Origin of the sequence: Wenyingzhuangia sp., from assembly GCF_039768515.1 — a bacterium.
Taxonomy (GTDB): Bacteria; Bacteroidota; Bacteroidia; order Flavobacteriales; family Flavobacteriaceae; genus Wenyingzhuangia.
The window spans coordinates 13995-33341 of record NZ_JBDNAI010000042.1; the positions used below are offsets into that span (position 1 = coordinate 13995).

The window sequence follows — 19347 nt, forward strand, 5'->3', positions numbered from 1 at the left end:
TCTTGTGCTAGAAAAACTAAAAACCCATTTAAACCAAAATTTCCCTTTCTTGAAGGGCAAAAAACTACTCATTGCAGCTTCTGGCGGTATCGATAGTATGGTTTTGATTGAACTGTTCCATCAATTAAAATTTGACTTTGGTGTGGCCCATTGTAATTTTCAACTGAGAGGAAAAGAAAGTGATTTAGATGAGAAATTTACCGAGAAAATCGCTAAAGATTATCAATATCAGTTCCATAGTATTCGTTTCCTGACACACGATTATTGCAAAAAAAACAAGGTAAATACTCAAATTGGTGCCAGAGCGCTAAGGTATGGTTGGTTTCAAGAAACAAAAGAAGAATACAACTATGATTATATCTTAACTGGCCACCACCTGAACGATGTGATGGAAACTTTTTTGATCAATCTGTCTAGAGGAACAGGAATTGAAGGTTTGGCTGGAATACCTCCAATTAATAATGACATCATTAGACCGCTACTTGTGTTTTCAAGAGCTGACATTGAATCTTTCGCAAAAAACTCAAACACAAAATGGAGAGAAGATCAAAGTAATGCAGAAACCAAATATCTTAGAAACAAAATAAGACATCATATCACCCCTGAACTTTACAAGTTACACCCAAACTTTGAATCAAATTTCTTAAACACCCTTGTCAAAATTCATGAAAGCAAAGATTTTATCAAACAAAAGATAACAGCACTACAAAAAAATCTATTCAAGACTAATGAAAAAGATTTTACCATTGATAAAACTTTAGTCAAAAGCTTATCTGACTATGAAATTTACGAGGTTTTTAAACCTTTTGGTTTTACCTCGCCTCATGAAATCAACAAACTGATTTCAACACAAACAGGAAAACAAATTCACTCCTCAACGCACACACTATTGAACAACAGAGAGGTTTTGATCATATCTTTAATTAACCATGAGATTGATATCAAAAACAAATACACCATAAAAAACTTAGAAGACACAAGTCATTTACCTATTTCATTGCATTTCACTGAGTCCGCTCGAGAAATCAACAAAAATTGTGTGGCTATAGATATAAACAAAATAAGCCTCCCCTTAACGGTTAGAAAAAGAAAGGATGGTGATTATTTCTATCCTACCGGAATGAAAGGTAAAAAGAAAATAAGTAAGTTTTTTAAAGATGAAAAACACTCTTTAAGAGACAAAGAAAAGGCATGGTTACTTTGTAGTCAAAAAGAAGAAGTAATTTGGATTATTGGACAAAGAGCAGACAGAAAACTAACAGAAACATCCAAGAAAGAAAACTTAGTCTTTGCTTACCTCAACGCACCTTTACCAAAAGGATAGATTTGTTAACCTTAAAACTATTTTTTTAAAAATGTATTTTTTTTCGGTTTTTTTCTAAAATCCTCTACCATGTTGTATCTTGCAACAAATTAATAATAACAAGTATGTCTAAACAAACCAAATTATCAAGATTTAACGATAACGTTTTATCTAAATACCAGGTTTATAACAGTGTTTTTGCTACCCTACCCTTTGATGATGTAGAACAGACAGGAACGCTTTTGCCTTTGTTCAATGAGAGCTGTATAGAAGGTTTTAAAAATGGGAAAACCCCTACGGAAATTGTAGATGAATTCTTCACTAAATATAAATCTGATTCTACAGAAGAAGACAAAATCACTTTCCTTTTTAAATTTATCCAATATATTGAAAGACAAGTTGTATTATTTGACGCCATAGAAGACGCTGCCTTCCCTGTTGTAAATAATATGTCGGGAGTAGGAACCTTGAGAAACATCAAAGAAGAAGCAAGTGCTAAGCGAGTGAGAAACGAACTAAAGCATTACTTAGAAGAATTCAAAACTAGACTGGTTTTAACCGCTCACCCAACACAATTTTACCCGGGTACAGTACTGACCATTTTAACAGATTTACAAGAAGCTATAAAAACAGACGATCTAAGTCTAATTAAAAAGCTACTTGCCCAATTGGGAAGAACTACGTTTTTTGCTGACAAAAAACCAACTCCGTATGACGAAGCAATAAGCTTGATTTGGTATTTAGAAAATGTATTTTACCACTCTATGAGTAAAATATACGACTATATTCACTATCATCTTTTCGAGGGAGAAGAAATTAAAAATGAAATCATAAACTTAGGTTTTTGGCCTTGTGGAGATAGAGATGGAAACCCATTTGTTACAACTGAAACAACATTAAGAGTTGCTAGAAAACTGAGACAATCGATTCTGAAGAATTACTTCAGAGATATACGCCAATTAAAGCGCAGACTTACTTTCCCTGGTATTTTTGAAATCATGAATGAAATAGAAGCTAATCTTTATGACAGTTGTATAACCGAAGACTCTACCATTAGGATTTCTGTCCAATCACTGATCAGCAAAATGACTGACATCAAGCTGACCCTTAAAGAAGAGTATAGCAGTCTGTTTGTTGAAGAGGTAGACAGCTTTATCAACAAAGTCAAATTATTTGGCTTTCATTTTGCGACTATGGATATTCGTCAAGATAGCCGCGTACATCATGACGTCTTTACGGGTATTGTAAAAGAGCTCCAAGAAAAAGGAAATACAATTTTCCCAAATAATTACTTAGAATTAACACCAGAAGAGCAAATCCAAGTTTTAGCAAAAGTTAAGGGAGATGTAAATCCAAATCAATTTTCTGAAGAAATGGTAGTTAGGACATTAAGTTCTATGAGAGCCATCGGAACTATCCAAAAAGAAAATGGTGTAAGAGGAGCTAATAGATATATCATTAGTAATAACCAAACAGCTCTTAATGTGATGGAGACTTTCGCCATGCTAAACATTTCAGGTTTTGATGAAGGATTACATGTAGATGTAGCACCATTATTTGAAACTGTGGATGATTTAGCAATTGCCCCTCAAGTTATGAGAGAATTGTACTCAATACCAGAATACAGAGAACATATCACCCTGAGAGGAAACAAGCAGAACATCATGTTAGGTTTCTCGGACGGAACTAAAGATGGAGGTTACTTGATGGCCAATTGGGGTATTTACAAAGCCAAAGAAGAACTAACTAAAGTATCCAGAGAGTTTGGGATTAAGGTTATTTTCTTTGACGGACGTGGAGGACCTCCGGCACGAGGTGGAGGGAAGACTTCTAAATTCTATGCATCACTAGGAGAAAACATTGAGCATAAAGAAATCCAGTTGACTATACAAGGCCAAACCATTAGCTCTAATTTTGGAAACCTTGATTCTTCTCAATACAATATTGAACAAATGTTAGGAGCAGGAATAACAAACAAGATTTTTAACGATCCTATGAATGCTTCTCTGACAGAAGAACAAAAAGAACTGATGGAAAGTTTAGCTGAAATAAGTTTTGCCACTTATTCAAACTTTAAAAATCACGAAATGTTTGTTCCTTATCTTGAGAGAATGAGTACCCTAAAGTACTATGGAAAAGCAAATATTGGATCTAGACCATCAAAACGCGGAAAAGCTAGCGGTTTAAACTTTGGTGATTTAAGAGCAATACCTTTCGTTGGATCTTGGTCACAATTGAAACAAAACGTACCTGGATTCTATGGAGTGGGTACCGCTTTTAAGAAATATAAAGACGCTGGTGAATTTGATAAAATTCAAGATTTGTACAACAACTCAAACTTCTTTAAAACATTATTGGAGAACAGTGTAATGTCTATGGAAAAATCAAACTTTGCTTTGACCAACTACATGGCAAAAGACGAAGAATTTGGTGCTTTCTGGAACATCATACACGATGAATATTTACTAACTAAAGAATTACTACTAGAATTAGCAGGACACAAAGAGTTGATGCAAAACTTCCCTGATGGGAAAGCCTCTATTGCAGTACGTGACTCTATCGTATTACCGCTTTTAACAATTCAACAATACGCTTTAAGAGAAGTACAGTTGATGAATAAGCCAGGTGCCAATCCAGACCAAAAGAGACTAGAAACATTTGAGAAAATTGTAACTAGATCCTTATTTGGAAACACCAATGCAAGTAGAAACTCTGCTTAAAAAAAGTCTACAAAACAAAAAATAGCCGTTTCAAAAATTTGAAACGGCTATTTTTTTCTTAATATATCGTTAAGCTCTTGAATTTTTAATAGGCTCTTTTGTTATTTCCTTCGTAGAAATTAATAAAGGCTTCATTAACTACGCGTTTCCCTCCATCTGTTGGATAATCACCAGTAAAATACCAATCTCCTTTATGGTCTGGACACGCAGCATGTAATCCTTCTATCTTTTGAAATATAATTTCTACTTCTGCATTGATCTGAGGTGTTTTTAGCATCTCTGAAATTTTTGCAGAAATTTGCTCTGGCGTAAAAGGCTTATAAATTTCTTTAACAAAATTGAAAATACCTGCATCTTCTTTACCTCGTTGATTCAAACATTTATTGTAAACATCTGTCACTACTTGATACTGACCCGTTTCTTTTAACAACTCTACAGCTGCTCTAAAAGCAATGAAATCTCCTAATTTAGCCATGTCAATCCCATAACAATCAGGATAACGAATTTGGGGAGCAGAGGAAACTACTATGATTTTCTTGGGTTGCGTCCTATCTAAAATCTTAATAATGCTCTTTTTTAAGGTTGTCCCTCTTACAATACTGTCGTCAATAATAACAATATGATCATCTTTTTTAACAACTCCATAAGTCACATCGTAAACATGAGCCACCAAATCATCACGACTATCGTCTGAAGTAATAAAGGTTCTTAATTTAGCATCCTTGATGGCCAATTTATCAAAACGTGGCCTTACTGACAAAATATCACTGACCTCTTGAGCGCTTAATTTTTTACCTCCAGATAATATTTTTTCTGTTTTTTGAGTATTTAGAAAATCTTCCGCAGCTTCACACATTCCATAATAAGAAGTTTCTGCGGTATTTGGAATATATGAAAACACTGTGTTTTCAATATCTCCTTTAATACTTTCTACAATTTGTGGAAAAAGTCGAATTCCTAAATCTTTTCGTTCTTTATAAATATCAGCGTCTCCGCCTCGTGAGAAATAAATACGTTCAAATGAACAAGCTTTTTTCTCTTTGGGCTCTAATACTTTGTCTATAATTACTTTGCCATTTTTTTTAGCTACGATAGCATGCCCGGGCTCCAACTCCTTCACCTCTTCAATCGATACATTGAATGCTGTTTGTATAACTGGTCGCTCTGAAGCAACTACCAACACCTCATCATCTTTATAATAAAAAGCAGGACGGATCCCAGAAGGATCTCTCATCACAAAGGCATCTCCATGACCCAATAAACCAGATAAGGCATATCCTCCATCAAAGCTACGGGTTGCTTTTTTAAGAATTTTTATAATATCTACTTTTTCAGCAATAACAGGCGAAGCCTCCTTTTTGGTATACTCCTCTTTTATTTCTTGATAAAGAGATTCAACTTGGTCATCTAAGAAATGACCAATCTTTTCCATTACCGTTACTGTGTCAGTACTTTCTTTTGGATGTTGACCTAACTCAATCAACTCATCTAGGAGTTGCTTCGAATTAGTCATATTGAAATTTCCTGCTACAATTAAATTCTTATGTCTCCAATTACTTTGACGTAAGAAAGGGTGTACGTTTTCAATAGAGTTTCCTCCAAACGTACCATATCTAGTATGTCCTAAAAACAAATTACCAATAAATGGAGTGTTTTTTTCTAGCCAAGCTACATCATCTTTTTTGTCTGGATTTGCATCAACAGTATCGCTAATGCGCTCATTAATTTTTTTAAAAATATGCTGAATAGGTTGTTGCTTGTTAGAACGTATTCTACTTATGTATCTGCTTCCCGGATTCACATTAAACTTAATACTTGCAAAACCCGCTCCATCTTGACCACGATTGTGTTGCTTTTCCATTAATAGATACATCTTATTTACACCATAAAAAGCTGTACCATATTTTTCTTTATAATACTCTAAAGGTTTAAGCAACCTTACCATCGCAATACCACACATATTGTATCTTTTATTGATTTTGTTCTACACCCAGTGTAGCACTTTAATTCTTTACAAAATTACAAAGAAAATTTCGTTAACTCTTTAAATTTCTCTAAACGCTCTTCAACTTCTTCGTAAGAAACTTCTGCTATACGTTTTACTCCAAATTCTTCCACAGTAAAAGAAGCTAAATTAGACCCCCAAATCACTGCATTTTTTATTTTTTCAAATGTTATTTCATCTTGTTGGGCTAAATAACCTGTAAACCCACCTGCAAATGTATCTCCTGCACCAGTTGGATCAAAAACATCTGCCAAAGGCAATGCTGGAGCAAAAAACATATTGTCTTTGTGAAACAACAAAGCACCATGCTCTCCTTTTTTTATAACAACATACTCTGGACCTAACTCATGAATGACAGCCGCTGCTTTTACCAAAGAATACTCCCCACTCAATTGCTGTGCTTCTTCATCGTTTATGGTAATAACATCTACTTTCTTTAATAACATCTTAAGATCATCTAAAGCAATATCCATCCAAAAATCCATGGTATCAAGAACTACCATTTTGGGTTTGTTAAGCATTTGCTCTAACCCTGCATGTTGGACTAAAGGATGTAAGTTCCCCAGCATGACAATCTCTGAATCTCTATATTTTTCTGGAACAACAGGATTAAAATGCTCTAATACATTTAATTCCGTAATAAGGGTATCTCTTTTATTCATGTTATCATGATACTTACCACTCCAAAAAAATGTTTTCCCATCTTTCACAATCTCAATTCCTGTGGTATCGATATTTTTATGATGAAGAATATCAAAATACTCCTGTGGAAAATCCTCACCTACAACAGAAACTAGACCTGTGTCAACATTCTTAAAATTACTTGCAGACAATCCTATATAGGTCCCTGCGCCTCCTAAAATTTTGGGTGTTTTCCCGAAAGGAGTTTCAATAGCATCAAAAGCTACTGTACCAATCACCAATAATTTACTCATTCTTATTTTTTCAATATTGTAAACCTAGAATCAATTCTAATTCCTATTGTATCCTAGCTTTTTACTCAGTATCTTTGTCGTAGCAAAAATAAGTTTAAAATATGACTATCAAAGAAATACAAGAGGAAATTGTTGATGAGTTTTCTATGTTTGATGATTGGCTTCTTCGCTATGAACACATGATAGAATTGGGAAGATCTGTACCTATAATCGATGACCAATTCAAAACAGACAACAATCTAATAAAGGGTTGTCAATCAAATGTATGGTTACATTCTGAACTTGTTGAAGACAAAATACATTTTTCTGCAGATAGTGATGCGATTATCACCAAAGGAATTGTTGCGGTTTTACTTCGTGTTTTCAACTACCAATCCCCTAAAAGTATTTTAGAAGCCAATATGGATTTTATTGATGAAATTGGACTTAAAGAACACTTGTCGCCAACAAGAGCAAACGGCTTGGTATCAATGATCAAACAAATAAAACTTTATGCTTTAGGAATGCAAAGTAAATTAAACGCCTAATTGCTAAAAATTAAAAAATATGGACCACAAAGAAACTGTTGAAATAGGAGATAAAATTGTAAATGTGCTAAAATCTATTTATGACCCGGAAATACCTGTAGATATTTACGAACTAGGTTTGATCTATGATGTTTTGGTTAACGATCAAAAACAAGCCAAAATATTAATGACACTAACGTCTCCAAATTGTCCCGTAGCAGAAACAATGCCAAAAGAAGTAGAAGAAAAAGTTTGCGCGTTAGAGGAAATAGAGAGCGCTGAAGTAGAACTTACATTTGATCCTACTTGGACTCAAGACATGATGAGTGAAGAAGCTAAACTTGAATTAGGATTTCTATAATCTGTTCCAATGGACAAAATTGTAAATAGAGTTGCCAATAGTAATCTAAAAAACATTGATCTCGAGGATTTTTATCTTTCAGGAGAACGTCTCCTTTTTGATATAAAAGATTGGCTATACCAAGGTGTTATTTTAAAAGAAAATGATTTTAGAGAAAAAGTGAATGCATACAACTGGTCATCTCTAGAAGGCAAATATATCGCATTCTGTTGTACAACGGAAGCCATCATTCCTTCCTGGGCCTATCTTTTACTCACAACTAAAGCTAGTCCATATGCCAAAAAATGTATTGTTGGAAACTTAAATCTTTTAGAAACTGTCTTGTACACTGAAATCATTACAGAATTTGATACCAAATCCTTTGAAAACAAGCCCGTAATCATCAAAGGCTGTGCTCACAAACCAATACCAGAATCTGCATATACACTACTGGTAAGCAAATTACTTCCAATAGCCAAAAGCATCATGTATGGTGAGGCATGCTCAACTGTTCCGTTATACAAAAAAACAGAAACAACCTAAGCTTGTAAGATCATAGTTTATTTCCATTTTCATCATATTCAGCATAAAGATAATTATTATACGGAAACCTTTTGACGTGAATCTCTTTAACCATATCAAAAACCTTCTTTTTAAAATCTTCCATATTATCTTTATTCAGTGCAGAAATAAAAACAGACTTTTCTTCTATCTTGGACATCCAAGAATTTTTTAATTCTTCTAAGGTATAATGCTTTTCTGTTTTTTGAGTCACCAAATCGTCGGGCTCAATGGTTTGATGTGTATAACTATCTATTTTATTAAACACCATTAAAATAGGTTTGTTAGCGCTTTTAATTTCTTCCAAAATAAGATTTACAGACTGGATATGGTCTTCAAAAGTGGGATGAGATATATCTACAACATGCAATAATAAATCTGCCTCACGAACTTCATCTAAAGTAGACTTGAAGGACTCTACAAGTTGAGTTGGTAATTTTCTGATAAACCCAACAGTATCTGTCATTAAAAAAGGAATATTCTTAATAACTACTTTTCTTACAGTAGTATCCAAAGTAGCAAATAGTTTGTCTTCAGCAAAAACCTCACTTTTACTGATCACATTCATTAACGTAGACTTCCCAACATTGGTATACCCTACCAAGGCGACACGAACCATTTTCCCACGATTTTTACGCTGTACAGCCATCTGTTTGTCTATCGTTTGTAATTTCTTTTTTAACAAACTGATCTGGTCTCTTACAATACGTCTATCTGTTTCAATTTCGGTTTCACCTGGACCACGCATACCTATTCCTCCCTTTTGTTTGTCCAAGTGTGACCATAATTTTGTCAACCTTGGTAACATGTATTGACATTGTGCTAAAGCTACTTGGGTTCTTGCATAGCTAGTTTGTGCTCTTTGAGCAAAAATATCTAAGATCAAGGTCGTCCTATCTAGAATTTTAGTGTCTAGAATTTTCTCTACATTTCTCAACTGAGCAGGGGAAAGTTCATCATCAAATATAACAGTTCCTACATCATGAGAATCAATATACGACTTGACATCCTCCAACTTACCTGCTCCAATAAAGGTCTTAGGATGGGGTTTTTCTAATTTTTGAACAAATCTTTTAACCGCAACTCCTCCAGCAGTTTTGACTAAAAACTCTAACTCATCTAAGTACTCTATCGACTTTGCCTCATCTTGATGCTGTGTGATTACACCCACCAATATTGTTTTTTCCGAGGACACTTTCATTTCATCAATCATAATACAAAGGTAAGGATTTCCATGAGTTTCAATACCAATAGATAAGACTCAAAACAATTTTCTTTTTTTATGAGATTCACACTTTATTCTTTGAAAATATTCCGTAATAAAGATATCTTTACGTACCTAAAAAACAACTCTTGTGACCCAAAAAGACTTCTTTTCCATTGCCTTTTATAATACCGAAAACTTATTTGACAACAAAGATGAAGCTCACACTCTTGAAAAAGACTATACCCCAAGCGGTCGAAAAAAATGGGGATCATATCGATATCAACACAAAATTAATAAAATAGCAAAAGTAATCTCAAAAATTGGAACTAGTGATTGTGTTTTCCCCCCAGTACTAGTTGGATTAGCTGAGATAGAAACCAAACAAGTTGCTTTAGATATTATCCAAACTGAGGCTTTAAGATATCTCAATTATGACTGTGTACATTATGAATCTCCTGATGATAGAGGTATTGATGTAGCATTGCTATACCATAAAGATTTTTTTGAGCTGGTCTCCTCATCAGCGATTCCTATCCAAGTATTCGAAACCAATGGCGCACAAGATGACACTCGAGATATTTTATATGTTCAAGGTATACTAAACGGCGAATACACGCATGTATTTGTAAATCACTGGCCTTCTAGAAGAAAGGGAATAGACAAAACCCATTTGAAGCGAATTACAATTGCAAAAGTCTTAAACGACAAAATTAGCCAGATTTTAGACGAGAATATTCATGCGAAGATTACCATCTTAGGAGACTTCAATGATGATCCAAACTCTGAAAGTATTCAACATCATTTGATTTCAGAGTTCATTCTCAATCCGATGGAAAAATTACTAACCCCCAAGCAAGGCTCTTTAACTCATAATGGTATTTGGTATTTATTTGATCAGATCTTATTGAGCAAAACCTACCTGAACAGTCAAAAAAATAAATTTATCAAAGCCGCAATCTATAATGAAGCCTTTTTGACTGATTGGACGGGTAGAAATAAAGGTGAACCGCTAAGAACCTATATTGGAAAATTTTACAGAGGTGGCTTTAGTGACCATTTCCCAGTATATGCTATTTTTAAAAAATAGTGTAACTTAGAGCAAACATCTTTGGTTTGATTGAAAAACTTTTAAAACATTTAGTACTACAACAAAAAAGAGGGCTTGATAAAAACTACCTGCCAGGTATATTTAGTTCACAAAGATTTCATTCTTTTCTACCTTACCGTAGAGAAGATGAAAATATTTTCTTTTCTAGCGCTATTGTTTATACCCTTCAGGAGCATTATGATTCGCTATCAAAAAACTCAAGAACTATTGTAGATGACCTCATCAAACAAGTGATCAAATGCTACCCAAGTTTTAAGAATTTTAGAGGTAAAAAAACATATAATTTTTTTAAAACCCAGCCTATGAATTTTTTTCCAAATGGAAAAATAATGCAACATTTTGACTTCTTCAAACTTGCTGATGATGCTGATGACACAATATATGTATACTTGACTCACCCAAAAAAGAGAAAACATAAAAAATTAAAACAAAAACTCATCAAGCATGCAAACGGCACACTAAAGTGGAGTTCTCACAAAAGTATTGATTATAAAAAACTAAAAACTTATGGTGTATATTTTGGGAAAAATATGCCCATCGAAGTTGATGCTTGTGTACTGTCCAACATACTCTTATGGTCTTCTAAAAACAAACTAAACACATATGAACAAGATAAGGATTCAATCACCTATATCGTAAAAAGTATCATTTCGAAAGATTATATCAATACCCCACATTTGATTTCCCCCTGCTATCCAACTACTGCACAAATATGCTATCATTACAGTAGACTGATCAAGAATACGAACGAAAAACACCTATCAACTGTTATAAAACTTGTTTTGATTGATGATATTAAATCCATTTTGAAAACACGTCATTCTTTTATAGATACCTTATTTTACCATATCGCTTTATTAAATATGGGAATAATATTACGAGAAAAACTTAAATATAAATTGAGTAATGTACTTAGAACAACCAATTATTTTTATACTTCTATTCCATTGATGATTCCAAAACTGTGGGTTAGAAAACTACAAAAACACAAGATATTCAAGACTTTTGAGCTTAGAACAAAATGCGATGGATATACTACTACTCTATTGTTAGAATATGAAATATTACACAAAAGTATGATTTCATAAAAATTAGAGTTCTGAAATTTACTCACAAAAAAAGGTTATCTTTTGAAAAGATAACCTTTAAAATATTTTACTAAAATGCAGTTAGATTTTTGCAGCTAACCAATCTCCAACTTCTTTGGTTCCGTGAGCTTTAGCACCATTTGCTAAATCTTCAGTTACAACTCCTTCTTCTAAAGCTTGATTCACTGCATTTCTAATCGCCAAGCCTTCTTGTTTTAAACCAAAGTTTTCGAACATCATTGCTGCAGATAAAATCGTTGCCATTGGATTTGCAATATTTAATCCTGTTGCTTGTGGATAAGAACCATGTATAGGCTCAAATAACGCTATATCAGACCCCATAGATGCTGAAGGCATTAATCCCATAGATCCAGAAATCACAGAGGCTTCATCCGTTAATATATCTCCAAACAAATTTTCTGTAATCAATACATCATAAGAGTTAGGCCATTGAACCAAACGCATGGCCACGGCATCAACCAACTCATAAGAAACTTCAACTTCTGGATAATCTTTTTCCATAGACTGTACCGTTTCTCTCCATAAACGTGATGTCTCTAAAACATTCGCCTTGTCAACACAACACAATCTTTTAGAACGTGTCATGGCCAATTCAAATCCTTTTTTAGCCAAACGAATCACCTCTTCTCTTGTATAAACACAGTTATCAAAAGCAGTTTCACCACCATCTTTTCTTCCTTTATCTCCAAAATATATACCTCCTGTTAATTCTCTCAAGAAAACCAAATCAGTACCCTCAATGCGCTCTCTTTTTAGTGGAGATTTATCCAATAAGGAAGGAAAAGTAAAGGTAGGTCTTACATTAGCAAACAAACCAAGTTTCTTTCTCATTTTTAACAAACCTTGTTCAGGCCTCACAGGATTACTTGGGTCGTTATCAAACCTAGGAAGGCCGATAGCTCCAAACAATACAGCATCAGAACTAGTACAAACTTCATGAGTAGTATCTGGATAAGGCTCTCCAACTGCATCAATAGCAGCAGCACCAGTCAAAGCAGGCTTCCAAGTTATTTGATGTCCAAATTTAGCAGCTACTGCATCAGAAACTTTTACTGCTTGTTCAATTACTTCTGGTCCAATTCCATCACCAGCTAATACCGCAATCTTTAATTCCATTTTTTTATTTTTTACTCTTATTTAAATAATATTCAACATTTTTTCTGTCGCCATAATTGCTGAGACCGTTTGATCAGAGTCTAAACCTCTCGTCTTATACTCTTTTCCATTCAAACTCCAGGTGATCACAGTCTCACACAAGGCATCTGAATGAGAACCAGGAGGAATACGTACAGCATAATCTGTCAACGTTGGCAAAACTAACTCTTTTTTCTTATAAATATTAGCCAAAGCTTTCATAAAAGCATCATATTGACCATCTCCACTGGCACTTTCCTCAATGATACTTCCTTCAAATGATACGGCTACAGTTGTAGAAGGTTTTAGACCTTTGGCATGGGTCAAAACATAAGACTCTATCTTTACTTTTTCTGCTATGGTATTTGAATTTAATACATCAGAAATAATGTACGGCAAATCATTTTGAGTTACTAACTCTTTTTTATCCCCTAATTCAATCACTCTTTGAGTCACCAATTTCAATTCTTCATCATTCAAACTCATACCTAAATCTTGTAGGTTTTTTTGAATATTTGCTTTACCTGAAGTTTTTCCTAAAGCATATTTACGCTTACGCCCAAAACGCTTAGGCAGCAAGTCGTTATAATATAGATTTTTTTTATTATCCCCATCAGCATGAATTCCTGCGGTTTGAGTAAATACATTTTCTCCCACAACTGGTTTACTCTCTGGTATTTTGAAACCCGAAAAAGCTTCTACCATTTTACTAACTTTATACAGAGCCTTTTCGTTTACCTCCACCAAATAATCTGGCATAAAGTCGTTAACAACTGCTACAACACTTGCCAATGGAGCATTTCCTGCTCGCTCTCCCATTCCGTTTAAGGTCAAATGCAATCCATCTGTCCCACCTTTGATCGCTTCCATAGCATTTGCAACACTTAAATCATAATCATTATGGCAGTGGAAATCTAAGTGTAGACTTGGATACTTGGCTTTTATTTCTTTAACATAATCAAAAGATTCTTGAGGGGTTAAAATCCCTAAAGTATCTGGCAACATAACTCTTTTTACTGGTTGAGTAACGATAAAATCGAGATATTGATACACATAAGCCCTAGAATTTCGCATTCCATTAGACCAATCTTCTAAATAAACATTGGTCTCTATCCCCTGCTCCGAAGCCATCTGTATAGAGATTTCTATCTCTGAAAAATGCTGCTTTGGAGTTTTGCATAGTTGATGTTCCAAATGATTCATGGAACCCTTAGTTAGTAGATTTTGTACTTTTGCACCAGCCTCTTTCATCCATTGAATAGAGGTTCCATGATCTACAAAAGTCAACACCTCTATCTTGCCAAGATGACCCTGTTTAGCTGCCCATGCAGTTATGTTTTTAACTGCTTTGAACTCTCCCTCGGACACACGTGCAGAAGCAATTTCTATACGATCAATCTTTAGCTCATCTAACAATAGTTGAGCAATGGTTAGCTTTTCATTAGCTGCAAAGGACACTCCTGAGGTTTGTTCACCATCACGGAGGGTTGTATCCATTATTTCTATTTTCTTTTGGCTCATAATCTTAAGCTAATTTTTAGGGAAAAATCATTTTTAATTGCTAGTTTACAAGCAACAAACCCAAAAAATATAAGATACAAATATAAAAAAAGCGTTTCACTTAATTGTGAAACGCTTTTGAAATTATAAATAATGTTCTCCGTTCAAGAAAAGACTTACTTAAAATGGTCTTTTGCCAGCAAACTCGGTGATCTCTCCTTGAATATTTTTTAAATAATCAATATCGTCAAATCCATTTAACATATTGTCTTTTTTGTAAAGATTGATGTCAAAAGATTCAGACTCACCAGTCGCTACTAAAGTAACCGATTGGTTTGGTAAATCTACTTTGATTTCTGCTTTTGGATTTGCTTGAATTGCAACAAATAACTTGTCAGCAAATTCTGCTGAAACCTGAACAGGTAATACTCCTACATTCAAACAGTTGTTCTTAAAGATATCAGCAAACTCTGATGAAATCACACAACGCAATCCAAAATCGTAAACAGACCAAGCCGCGTGTTCTCTAGAAGAACCCGAACCAAAGTTACGTCCTCCTACCAAAATTTTTGACCCTGCATAAATGTCTTTATTTAACGGAAAATCTGCTTTAGGAGTTCCATCAGCATTAAATCTCCAGTCACGGAAAAAGTTAATATCAAAATCTACTCGCTCTGTTGCTTTTAAAAAACGAGCAGGAATGATTTGATCTGTATCCACATTCTCTATCGGTAATGGATAAGCAGTACTTGTTAATACTTCAAATTTATCGTAAGCCATTGTATTCTATTTTTTTAAGCGTTAGCAGTTAAGATTGTTCTTGGATCAGTGACCACACCTTCCACAGCAGAAGCCGCAGCGACTAATGGAGAGGCTAATAAAGTTCTAGACCCTGGTCCTTGACGTCCTTCGAAGTTACGGTTAGAAGTAGAAACTGATAATTTCCCTGCTGGAATTTTATCATCATTCATTGCCAAACATGCTGAACAACCAGGCTCTCTCAACACAAACCCAGCAGCTGTAATGATGGCATCTAATCCTTCTTCTTTGATTTGATCAACTACTTTATGTGATCCTGGAACCAACCATGCCGTTACGTGATCTGCTTTTTTACGTCCTTTTACTACAGAACAGAAAGCTCTAAAATCTTCTATTCGACCGTTAGTACATGACCCTAAGAACACAAAGTCGATCTCTTTTCCAATCATAGAATCTCCTTCTTGGAAATCCATATAACCTAAAGATTTTTTATAAGTTTCAACTCCACCTTTTAAAGACTCTGCCGTAGGAATATCTTTTGTAACTCCCATTCCCATTCCTGGGTTTGTTCCATAAGTGATCATGGGTTCAATATCTGCTGCATCGTAGTTAAACTCAACATCAAACACTGCACCTTCATCAGTACTCAAAGTATTCCAATATTCCATTGCCTTATCCCAATCATTCCCTTTTGGAGTCTGAGCACGGCCTGCTATGTAATCATAAGTTTTTTGATCTGGAGCAATCATTCCTCCACGAGCACCCATCTCAATAGATAAGTTACATACAGTCATACGACCTTCCATTGTCATGTCTTCAAAAACATCACCTGCATATTCTACAAAATAACCTGTAGCACCAGAAGTAGTCTGCTTTGAAATGATGTACAAAGCAACATCTTTTGGGGTTACTCCTAAACCTAATTTACCATTTACGTTGATACGCATTGCTTTAGGTTTCGACTGCATGATACACTGGGTAGACAATACCATTTCTACTTCAGAAGTACCAATACCAAATGCAATCGCACCAAAAGCACCGTGAGTAGAAGTATGTGAATCTCCACAAACAATTGTAGCCCCTGGTAATGTGATCCCGTTTTCAGGTCCCACTACGTGAACGATACCATTGTTAACATCTCCTAATCCCCAGTGAGAAATCCCGTGCTTTTTTGCATTTCTTTCTAATGCATTTAATTGGTTTGCAGACAAAGCATCCTCAACCGGTAAATGCTGGTTAATCGTTGGTGTATTGTGATCCGCAGTAGCAAAAGTACGCTCTGGGTACAAAACACTGTTTCCTCTACTTTCTAATCCTAAAAACGCTACTGGACTTGTAACTTCATGGATGAAATGACGGTCTATAAAGAACACATCTGGTCCGTCTTGTACATGACGTACTACATGTGAATCCCAAACTTTGTCAAATAATGTTGTTGCCATATTAATTTCGACTTATTTATTATTTTCTATGATGATTGCAATTCATTGAATTACAGGTCGCCAAATTTACAAAAAAACAGCCTATAACCAATTAAACTGTCTGAAAATTATTACAATACAAAAACCAAAAGGCTATTTGTTTCTCTACATGGTTTTAAAAAACACGTCCTTGCTTGATCTCAGTAGTATTTGTTTTGTCTAAGACCAGAACACTTCACTAAAATATTATTTTAACATCTTAAAGAATGTTTATCTTTATCATTTCTAAACCATACACATGAAATTCGTTCAGTGCAAAAATTGTCGTCATTTAAACCCTATAAAATCTGAATACCAAATATTTTGTGATGCTTGTGGAAAAAAAAATGCTAATAATTTCAAAGCTTGGCAACAATCAAATCCAAACAAAAACTTTGAAGATTTTAAAAACATCGTGGGTGTTGAATTTATACTACCCAAAGAAGGAAAAAAGAAGATCTCTTTTAAACAACTTTCTCAAAAATCAAGTCTTATTCTTTTTTTTCTAACTGTTTTGCTCATCGGTTACAAATACAACACTAAGTTGTCTCTTTTTTTTCAAGAACTTGCACCTCCTATTCCTGAATTGTTAGAAAAACAATGGAAAAGACATTACTACCACAAGAACAAAATATCATTTGAGTCGCCATACTTCTTAGAAAAAATTGACATGAAAAACCAATTGTCTGAGGATATAGAAAATTTAATCCAAAAAATGGAACACTATGCCTACACTGACCATCCCTCTTTTAATCTTTCTTTTACTAAAATCGTTCACAAAGAAGCTGTTGGTGTTATCAACCTCACAGGATCCTCAAACACATCCATGAACCACGTGGTTAAAACAATGAATGGAACTGACTTCTATGCTACCAATACTGATACTTTTGTGAATCAATATCCATCCATAGTAAAAAAAGGAAGCTTTATCAGTGATGGAAACACCATTAAGTTCAAAAGTATTACCTGCCTCAAGAACGATCTAACTTTATTACAATTGACAACCTTATGGCTCGGTGACAACAACAATTATGTATTACTTTCAGATAGAATTATCAATTCACTAGACGTTAGATGAGTATCTTGAATTCTGTTCTATGAGAGGTAATGCCTCTTTTAAATTTATTTACCCGCTACCACCAAAACAATTTCTCCTTTTGGAGGTTTACTCGAATAATATTCGGCCAATTCCACTAAAGTACCCCTTTGGGTTTCTTCAAACATTTTCGTCAATTCTCTAGAAACAGAAGCTTGCCTTTCTACTCCTAAATATTCTGACAAATGCGTCAAAGTTTTTACTAGTTTATGGGGTGATTCGTACAAAACAATAGTTCTTACCTCTTCTGCTAAAATCTGTAAACGTGTCTGCCTTCCTTTTTTAACAGGAAGAAAACCTTCAAACACAAACTTTTCATTTGGCAATCCTGAATTTACTAATGCAGGAACAAAAGCTGTAGCTCCTGGCAAACAATCAACTTCAATTCCACTTTGCACACAAGCTCTTGTCAATAAAAATCCTGGATCCGAAATTGCAGGAGTGCCAGCATCAGAGATCAAAGCTACTGTTGTCCCTCCTTTTATTTTTTGGACAATTTGAGCTACCGTTTTATGTTCATTATGCATGTGATGACTTTGCATAGAAGTGTTAATTTCATAATGCTTCATCAACTTACCGCTGGTACGAGTATCTTCTGCTAACACCAAGTCTACAGCCTTCAAAACCTTAACAGCCCTAAAAGTCATGTCTTCTAAATTTCCTATTGGTGTAGGGACTAAATATAATTTCATTTCTTCTAGTATTATGTAACTCGATCTATTTCTTTAGGATTCTTTTTATGACTTTTTTCCCTTCATTCTCTATCAATAATATATAAACACCCGAAACCAATACTCCTAGATCAATTTCTTCATAAAATACTTCTTCTACATTGTAATATCTTTTAGACAGCACTCTTTTTCCACTCACATCATACACAGATAATACAACCGTTCCGTTTGCAAACCCAACTATCTTTCCAAAATCAGTAATTGGATTTGGATTCACTACAAATGATTCCAACTCACGATTACTATACAAAGGTTCTTCCAAAGCTGGTGAATTTAACAACTCTACTCTTCTTGGTGAATTTTTCATAACCGCAATCATTCTTTCTTTTTGATCTTGGGTAAAAGTATCCATACAGGTATCAGCAGTGTAGTCCATGTAATTTTCTACCATGTCTTTACCAAGGCCATCACTTATGCAAGTATCATAGTCACGACAATTTGTATGCCCCTCTGTAGCCTCAGGAGTATCATTACAATAGTCATCATTGCCACAAGTTGCTGAATCTCCCCAAATATGTCTTAGCCCCAACCAATGTCCAACTTCATGGGTAGTTGTCCTCCCTTCGTTATAAGCAGTATTCATGACAAATGAACCATCATCTTTTTTATGGTCTCCAAATGCATGATAAGCAATCACTACTCCGTCTGTATACGGAGATCCTTCATATTTTCTCAATCCCCCTAAACCTGAATTTCCAGGAAACTGAGCAAATCCTAACAAATCCTTTAGGCCCCCGTCCTCATTACTATTTCCTCCCATTCTAACAGTCCAAAGATTCAAGTATTTCGTTGGATCCCACTGGGTATCGCTTTTCATTTTCTGTAGATCTTCATAAGACTCCCAATCTGCTCCACCTCCTCCATAATCTGTTA

Annotated in this window: 17 protein-coding genes; 8 read left to right on the forward strand and 9 right to left on the reverse strand. The window is 34.7% G+C overall.

Going from position 1 to position 19347, the window contains the following annotated elements:
* Positions 1–49: 49 nt before the first annotated feature.
* Together tilS and ABF281_RS02710 are read left to right on the forward strand one after the other, a co-directional pair.
* Complete coding sequence (gene tilS, locus ABF281_RS02705; protein WP_347180159.1) at positions 50–1324, forward strand: tRNA lysidine(34) synthetase TilS; 1275 nt, start codon at positions 50–52, stop codon at positions 1322–1324.
* Positions 1325–1428: 104 nt separating this feature from the next.
* Positions 1429–4023 carry a phosphoenolpyruvate carboxylase gene (locus tag ABF281_RS02710; RefSeq protein ID WP_347180160.1) on the forward strand — a complete coding sequence of 865 codons (2595 nt, stop codon included), beginning with the start codon at positions 1429–1431 and terminating at the stop codon, positions 4021–4023.
* Positions 4024–4108: 85 nt separating this feature from the next.
* Here the strand turns inward: ABF281_RS02710 and ABF281_RS02715 are convergent, their stop codons facing one another.
* The gene (locus ABF281_RS02715) at positions 4109–5983 is read right to left on the reverse strand and encodes an amidophosphoribosyltransferase (RefSeq protein WP_347180161.1); all 1875 of its coding nucleotides are present in this window, start codon (positions 5981–5983) and stop codon (positions 4109–4111) included.
* A 59-nt stretch (positions 5984–6042) separates the two neighbouring features.
* Positions 6043–6963 carry a PfkB family carbohydrate kinase gene (locus ABF281_RS02720; RefSeq protein WP_347180162.1) on the reverse strand — a complete coding sequence of 307 codons (921 nt, stop codon included), beginning with the start codon at positions 6961–6963 and terminating at the stop codon, positions 6043–6045.
* Between the two features lie 101 nt (positions 6964–7064).
* Here ABF281_RS02720 and ABF281_RS02725 point away from each other — a divergent pair, with 101 nt between their 5' ends.
* From ABF281_RS02725 to ABF281_RS02735, 3 genes are read left to right on the forward strand one after another with little or no spacing between them, the layout of a single operon-like run.
* Positions 7065–7490, forward strand: coding sequence for a SufE family protein (locus ABF281_RS02725; RefSeq protein WP_347180163.1), 426 nt, complete (start codon positions 7065–7067; stop codon positions 7488–7490).
* A 19-nt stretch (positions 7491–7509) separates the two neighbouring features.
* A complete protein-coding gene (locus ABF281_RS02730) occupies positions 7510–7830 on the forward strand; it encodes a DUF59 domain-containing protein (RefSeq protein ID WP_347180164.1) in 321 nt (106 codons plus the stop codon).
* Between the two features lie 9 nt (positions 7831–7839).
* A complete protein-coding gene (locus ABF281_RS02735; RefSeq protein ID WP_347180165.1) occupies positions 7840–8352 on the forward strand; it encodes a DUF2480 family protein in 513 nt (170 codons plus the stop codon).
* Between the two features lie 10 nt (positions 8353–8362).
* Here ABF281_RS02735 and hflX read toward each other — a convergent pair whose 3' ends face one another.
* Complete coding sequence (hflX, locus tag ABF281_RS02740) at positions 8363–9583, reverse strand: GTPase HflX (RefSeq protein ID WP_347180166.1); 1221 nt, start codon at positions 9581–9583, stop codon at positions 8363–8365.
* Positions 9584–9725: 142 nt separating this feature from the next.
* Between hflX and ABF281_RS02745 the strand changes: the two genes are divergently transcribed.
* Positions 9726–10664 (forward strand): endonuclease, encoded by a 939-nt coding sequence (locus ABF281_RS02745; RefSeq protein ID WP_347180167.1) that lies wholly within the window; start codon positions 9726–9728, stop codon positions 10662–10664.
* Between the two features lie 26 nt (positions 10665–10690).
* Positions 10691–11773 (forward strand): hypothetical protein, encoded by a 1083-nt coding sequence (locus ABF281_RS02750; RefSeq protein ID WP_347180168.1) that lies wholly within the window; start codon positions 10691–10693, stop codon positions 11771–11773.
* Positions 11774–11854: 81 nt separating this feature from the next.
* Here the strand turns inward: ABF281_RS02750 and leuB are convergent, their stop codons facing one another.
* The 4 genes from leuB to leuC form a co-directional block, all read right to left on the reverse strand.
* On the reverse strand, positions 11855–12910 hold the full coding sequence (leuB, locus tag ABF281_RS02755) for a 3-isopropylmalate dehydrogenase (protein ID WP_347180169.1): 1056 nt from the start codon (positions 12908–12910) through the stop codon (positions 11855–11857).
* A 21-nt stretch (positions 12911–12931) separates the two neighbouring features.
* Positions 12932–14449 carry an alpha-isopropylmalate synthase regulatory domain-containing protein gene (locus ABF281_RS02760; protein WP_347180170.1) on the reverse strand — a complete coding sequence of 506 codons (1518 nt, stop codon included), beginning with the start codon at positions 14447–14449 and terminating at the stop codon, positions 12932–12934.
* Positions 14450–14608: 159 nt separating this feature from the next.
* Positions 14609–15208: a 3-isopropylmalate dehydratase small subunit gene (gene leuD, locus ABF281_RS02765; RefSeq protein ID WP_347180171.1), complete on the reverse strand. Its 600-nt coding sequence runs from the start codon at positions 15206–15208 to the stop codon at positions 14609–14611.
* A 14-nt stretch (positions 15209–15222) separates the two neighbouring features.
* Positions 15223–16629 carry a 3-isopropylmalate dehydratase large subunit gene (gene leuC / locus ABF281_RS02770; protein ID WP_347180172.1) on the reverse strand — a complete coding sequence of 469 codons (1407 nt, stop codon included), beginning with the start codon at positions 16627–16629 and terminating at the stop codon, positions 15223–15225.
* Between the two features lie 277 nt (positions 16630–16906).
* On the opposite strand from leuC, the gene ABF281_RS02775 reads away from it, so the two are divergent.
* Entirely contained in the window at positions 16907–17725 is an 819-nt protein-coding gene (locus tag ABF281_RS02775) for a hypothetical protein (protein WP_347180173.1), read from the forward strand.
* A 44-nt stretch (positions 17726–17769) separates the two neighbouring features.
* Here the strand turns inward: ABF281_RS02775 and rsmI are convergent, their stop codons facing one another.
* Together rsmI and ABF281_RS02785 are read right to left on the reverse strand one after the other, a co-directional pair.
* Positions 17770–18435, reverse strand: a complete 666-nt coding sequence (gene rsmI, locus ABF281_RS02780; RefSeq protein ID WP_347180174.1) for a 16S rRNA (cytidine(1402)-2'-O)-methyltransferase — start codon at positions 18433–18435, stop codon at positions 17770–17772.
* Between the two features lie 25 nt (positions 18436–18460).
* Positions 18461–19347: zinc-dependent metalloprotease (locus tag ABF281_RS02785; RefSeq protein WP_347180175.1), on the reverse strand; the 887-nt coding region annotated here is incomplete at its 5' end.

What these genes read in the sequence shown, in the direction of transcription:
- ABF281_RS02720 (WP_347180162.1), bottom strand. Translation starts at nt 6,963, where the DNA reads ATGAGTAAATTATTGGTGATTGGTACAGTAGCTTTTGATGCTATTGAA.
- ABF281_RS02735 (WP_347180165.1), top strand. Translation starts at nt 7,840, where the DNA reads ATGGACAAAATTGTAAATAGAGTTGCCAATAGTAATCTAAAAAACATT.
- ABF281_RS02725 (WP_347180163.1), top strand. Translation starts at nt 7,065, where the DNA reads ATGACTATCAAAGAAATACAAGAGGAAATTGTTGATGAGTTTTCTATG.
- ABF281_RS02730 (WP_347180164.1), top strand. Translation starts at nt 7,510, where the DNA reads ATGGACCACAAAGAAACTGTTGAAATAGGAGATAAAATTGTAAATGTG.
- ABF281_RS02715 (WP_347180161.1), bottom strand. Translation starts at nt 5,983, where the DNA reads ATGTGTGGTATTGCGATGGTAAGGTTGCTTAAACCTTTAGAGTATTAT.
- ABF281_RS02710 (WP_347180160.1), top strand. Translation starts at nt 1,429, where the DNA reads ATGTCTAAACAAACCAAATTATCAAGATTTAACGATAACGTTTTATCT.
- ABF281_RS02760 (WP_347180170.1), bottom strand. Translation starts at nt 14,449, where the DNA reads ATGAGCCAAAAGAAAATAGAAATAATGGATACAACCCTCCGTGATGGT.
- leuD (WP_347180171.1), bottom strand. Translation starts at nt 15,208, where the DNA reads ATGGCTTACGATAAATTTGAAGTATTAACAAGTACTGCTTATCCATTA.
- leuC (WP_347180172.1), bottom strand. Translation starts at nt 16,629, where the DNA reads ATGGCAACAACATTATTTGACAAAGTTTGGGATTCACATGTAGTACGT.
- ABF281_RS02775 (WP_347180173.1), top strand. Translation starts at nt 16,907, where the DNA reads ATGAAATTCGTTCAGTGCAAAAATTGTCGTCATTTAAACCCTATAAAA.
- leuB (WP_347180169.1), bottom strand. Translation starts at nt 12,910, where the DNA reads ATGGAATTAAAGATTGCGGTATTAGCTGGTGATGGAATTGGACCAGAA.
- hflX (WP_347180166.1), bottom strand. Translation starts at nt 9,583, where the DNA reads ATGATTGATGAAATGAAAGTGTCCTCGGAAAAAACAATATTGGTGGGT.
- rsmI (WP_347180174.1), bottom strand. Translation starts at nt 18,435, where the DNA reads ATGAAATTATATTTAGTCCCTACACCAATAGGAAATTTAGAAGACATG.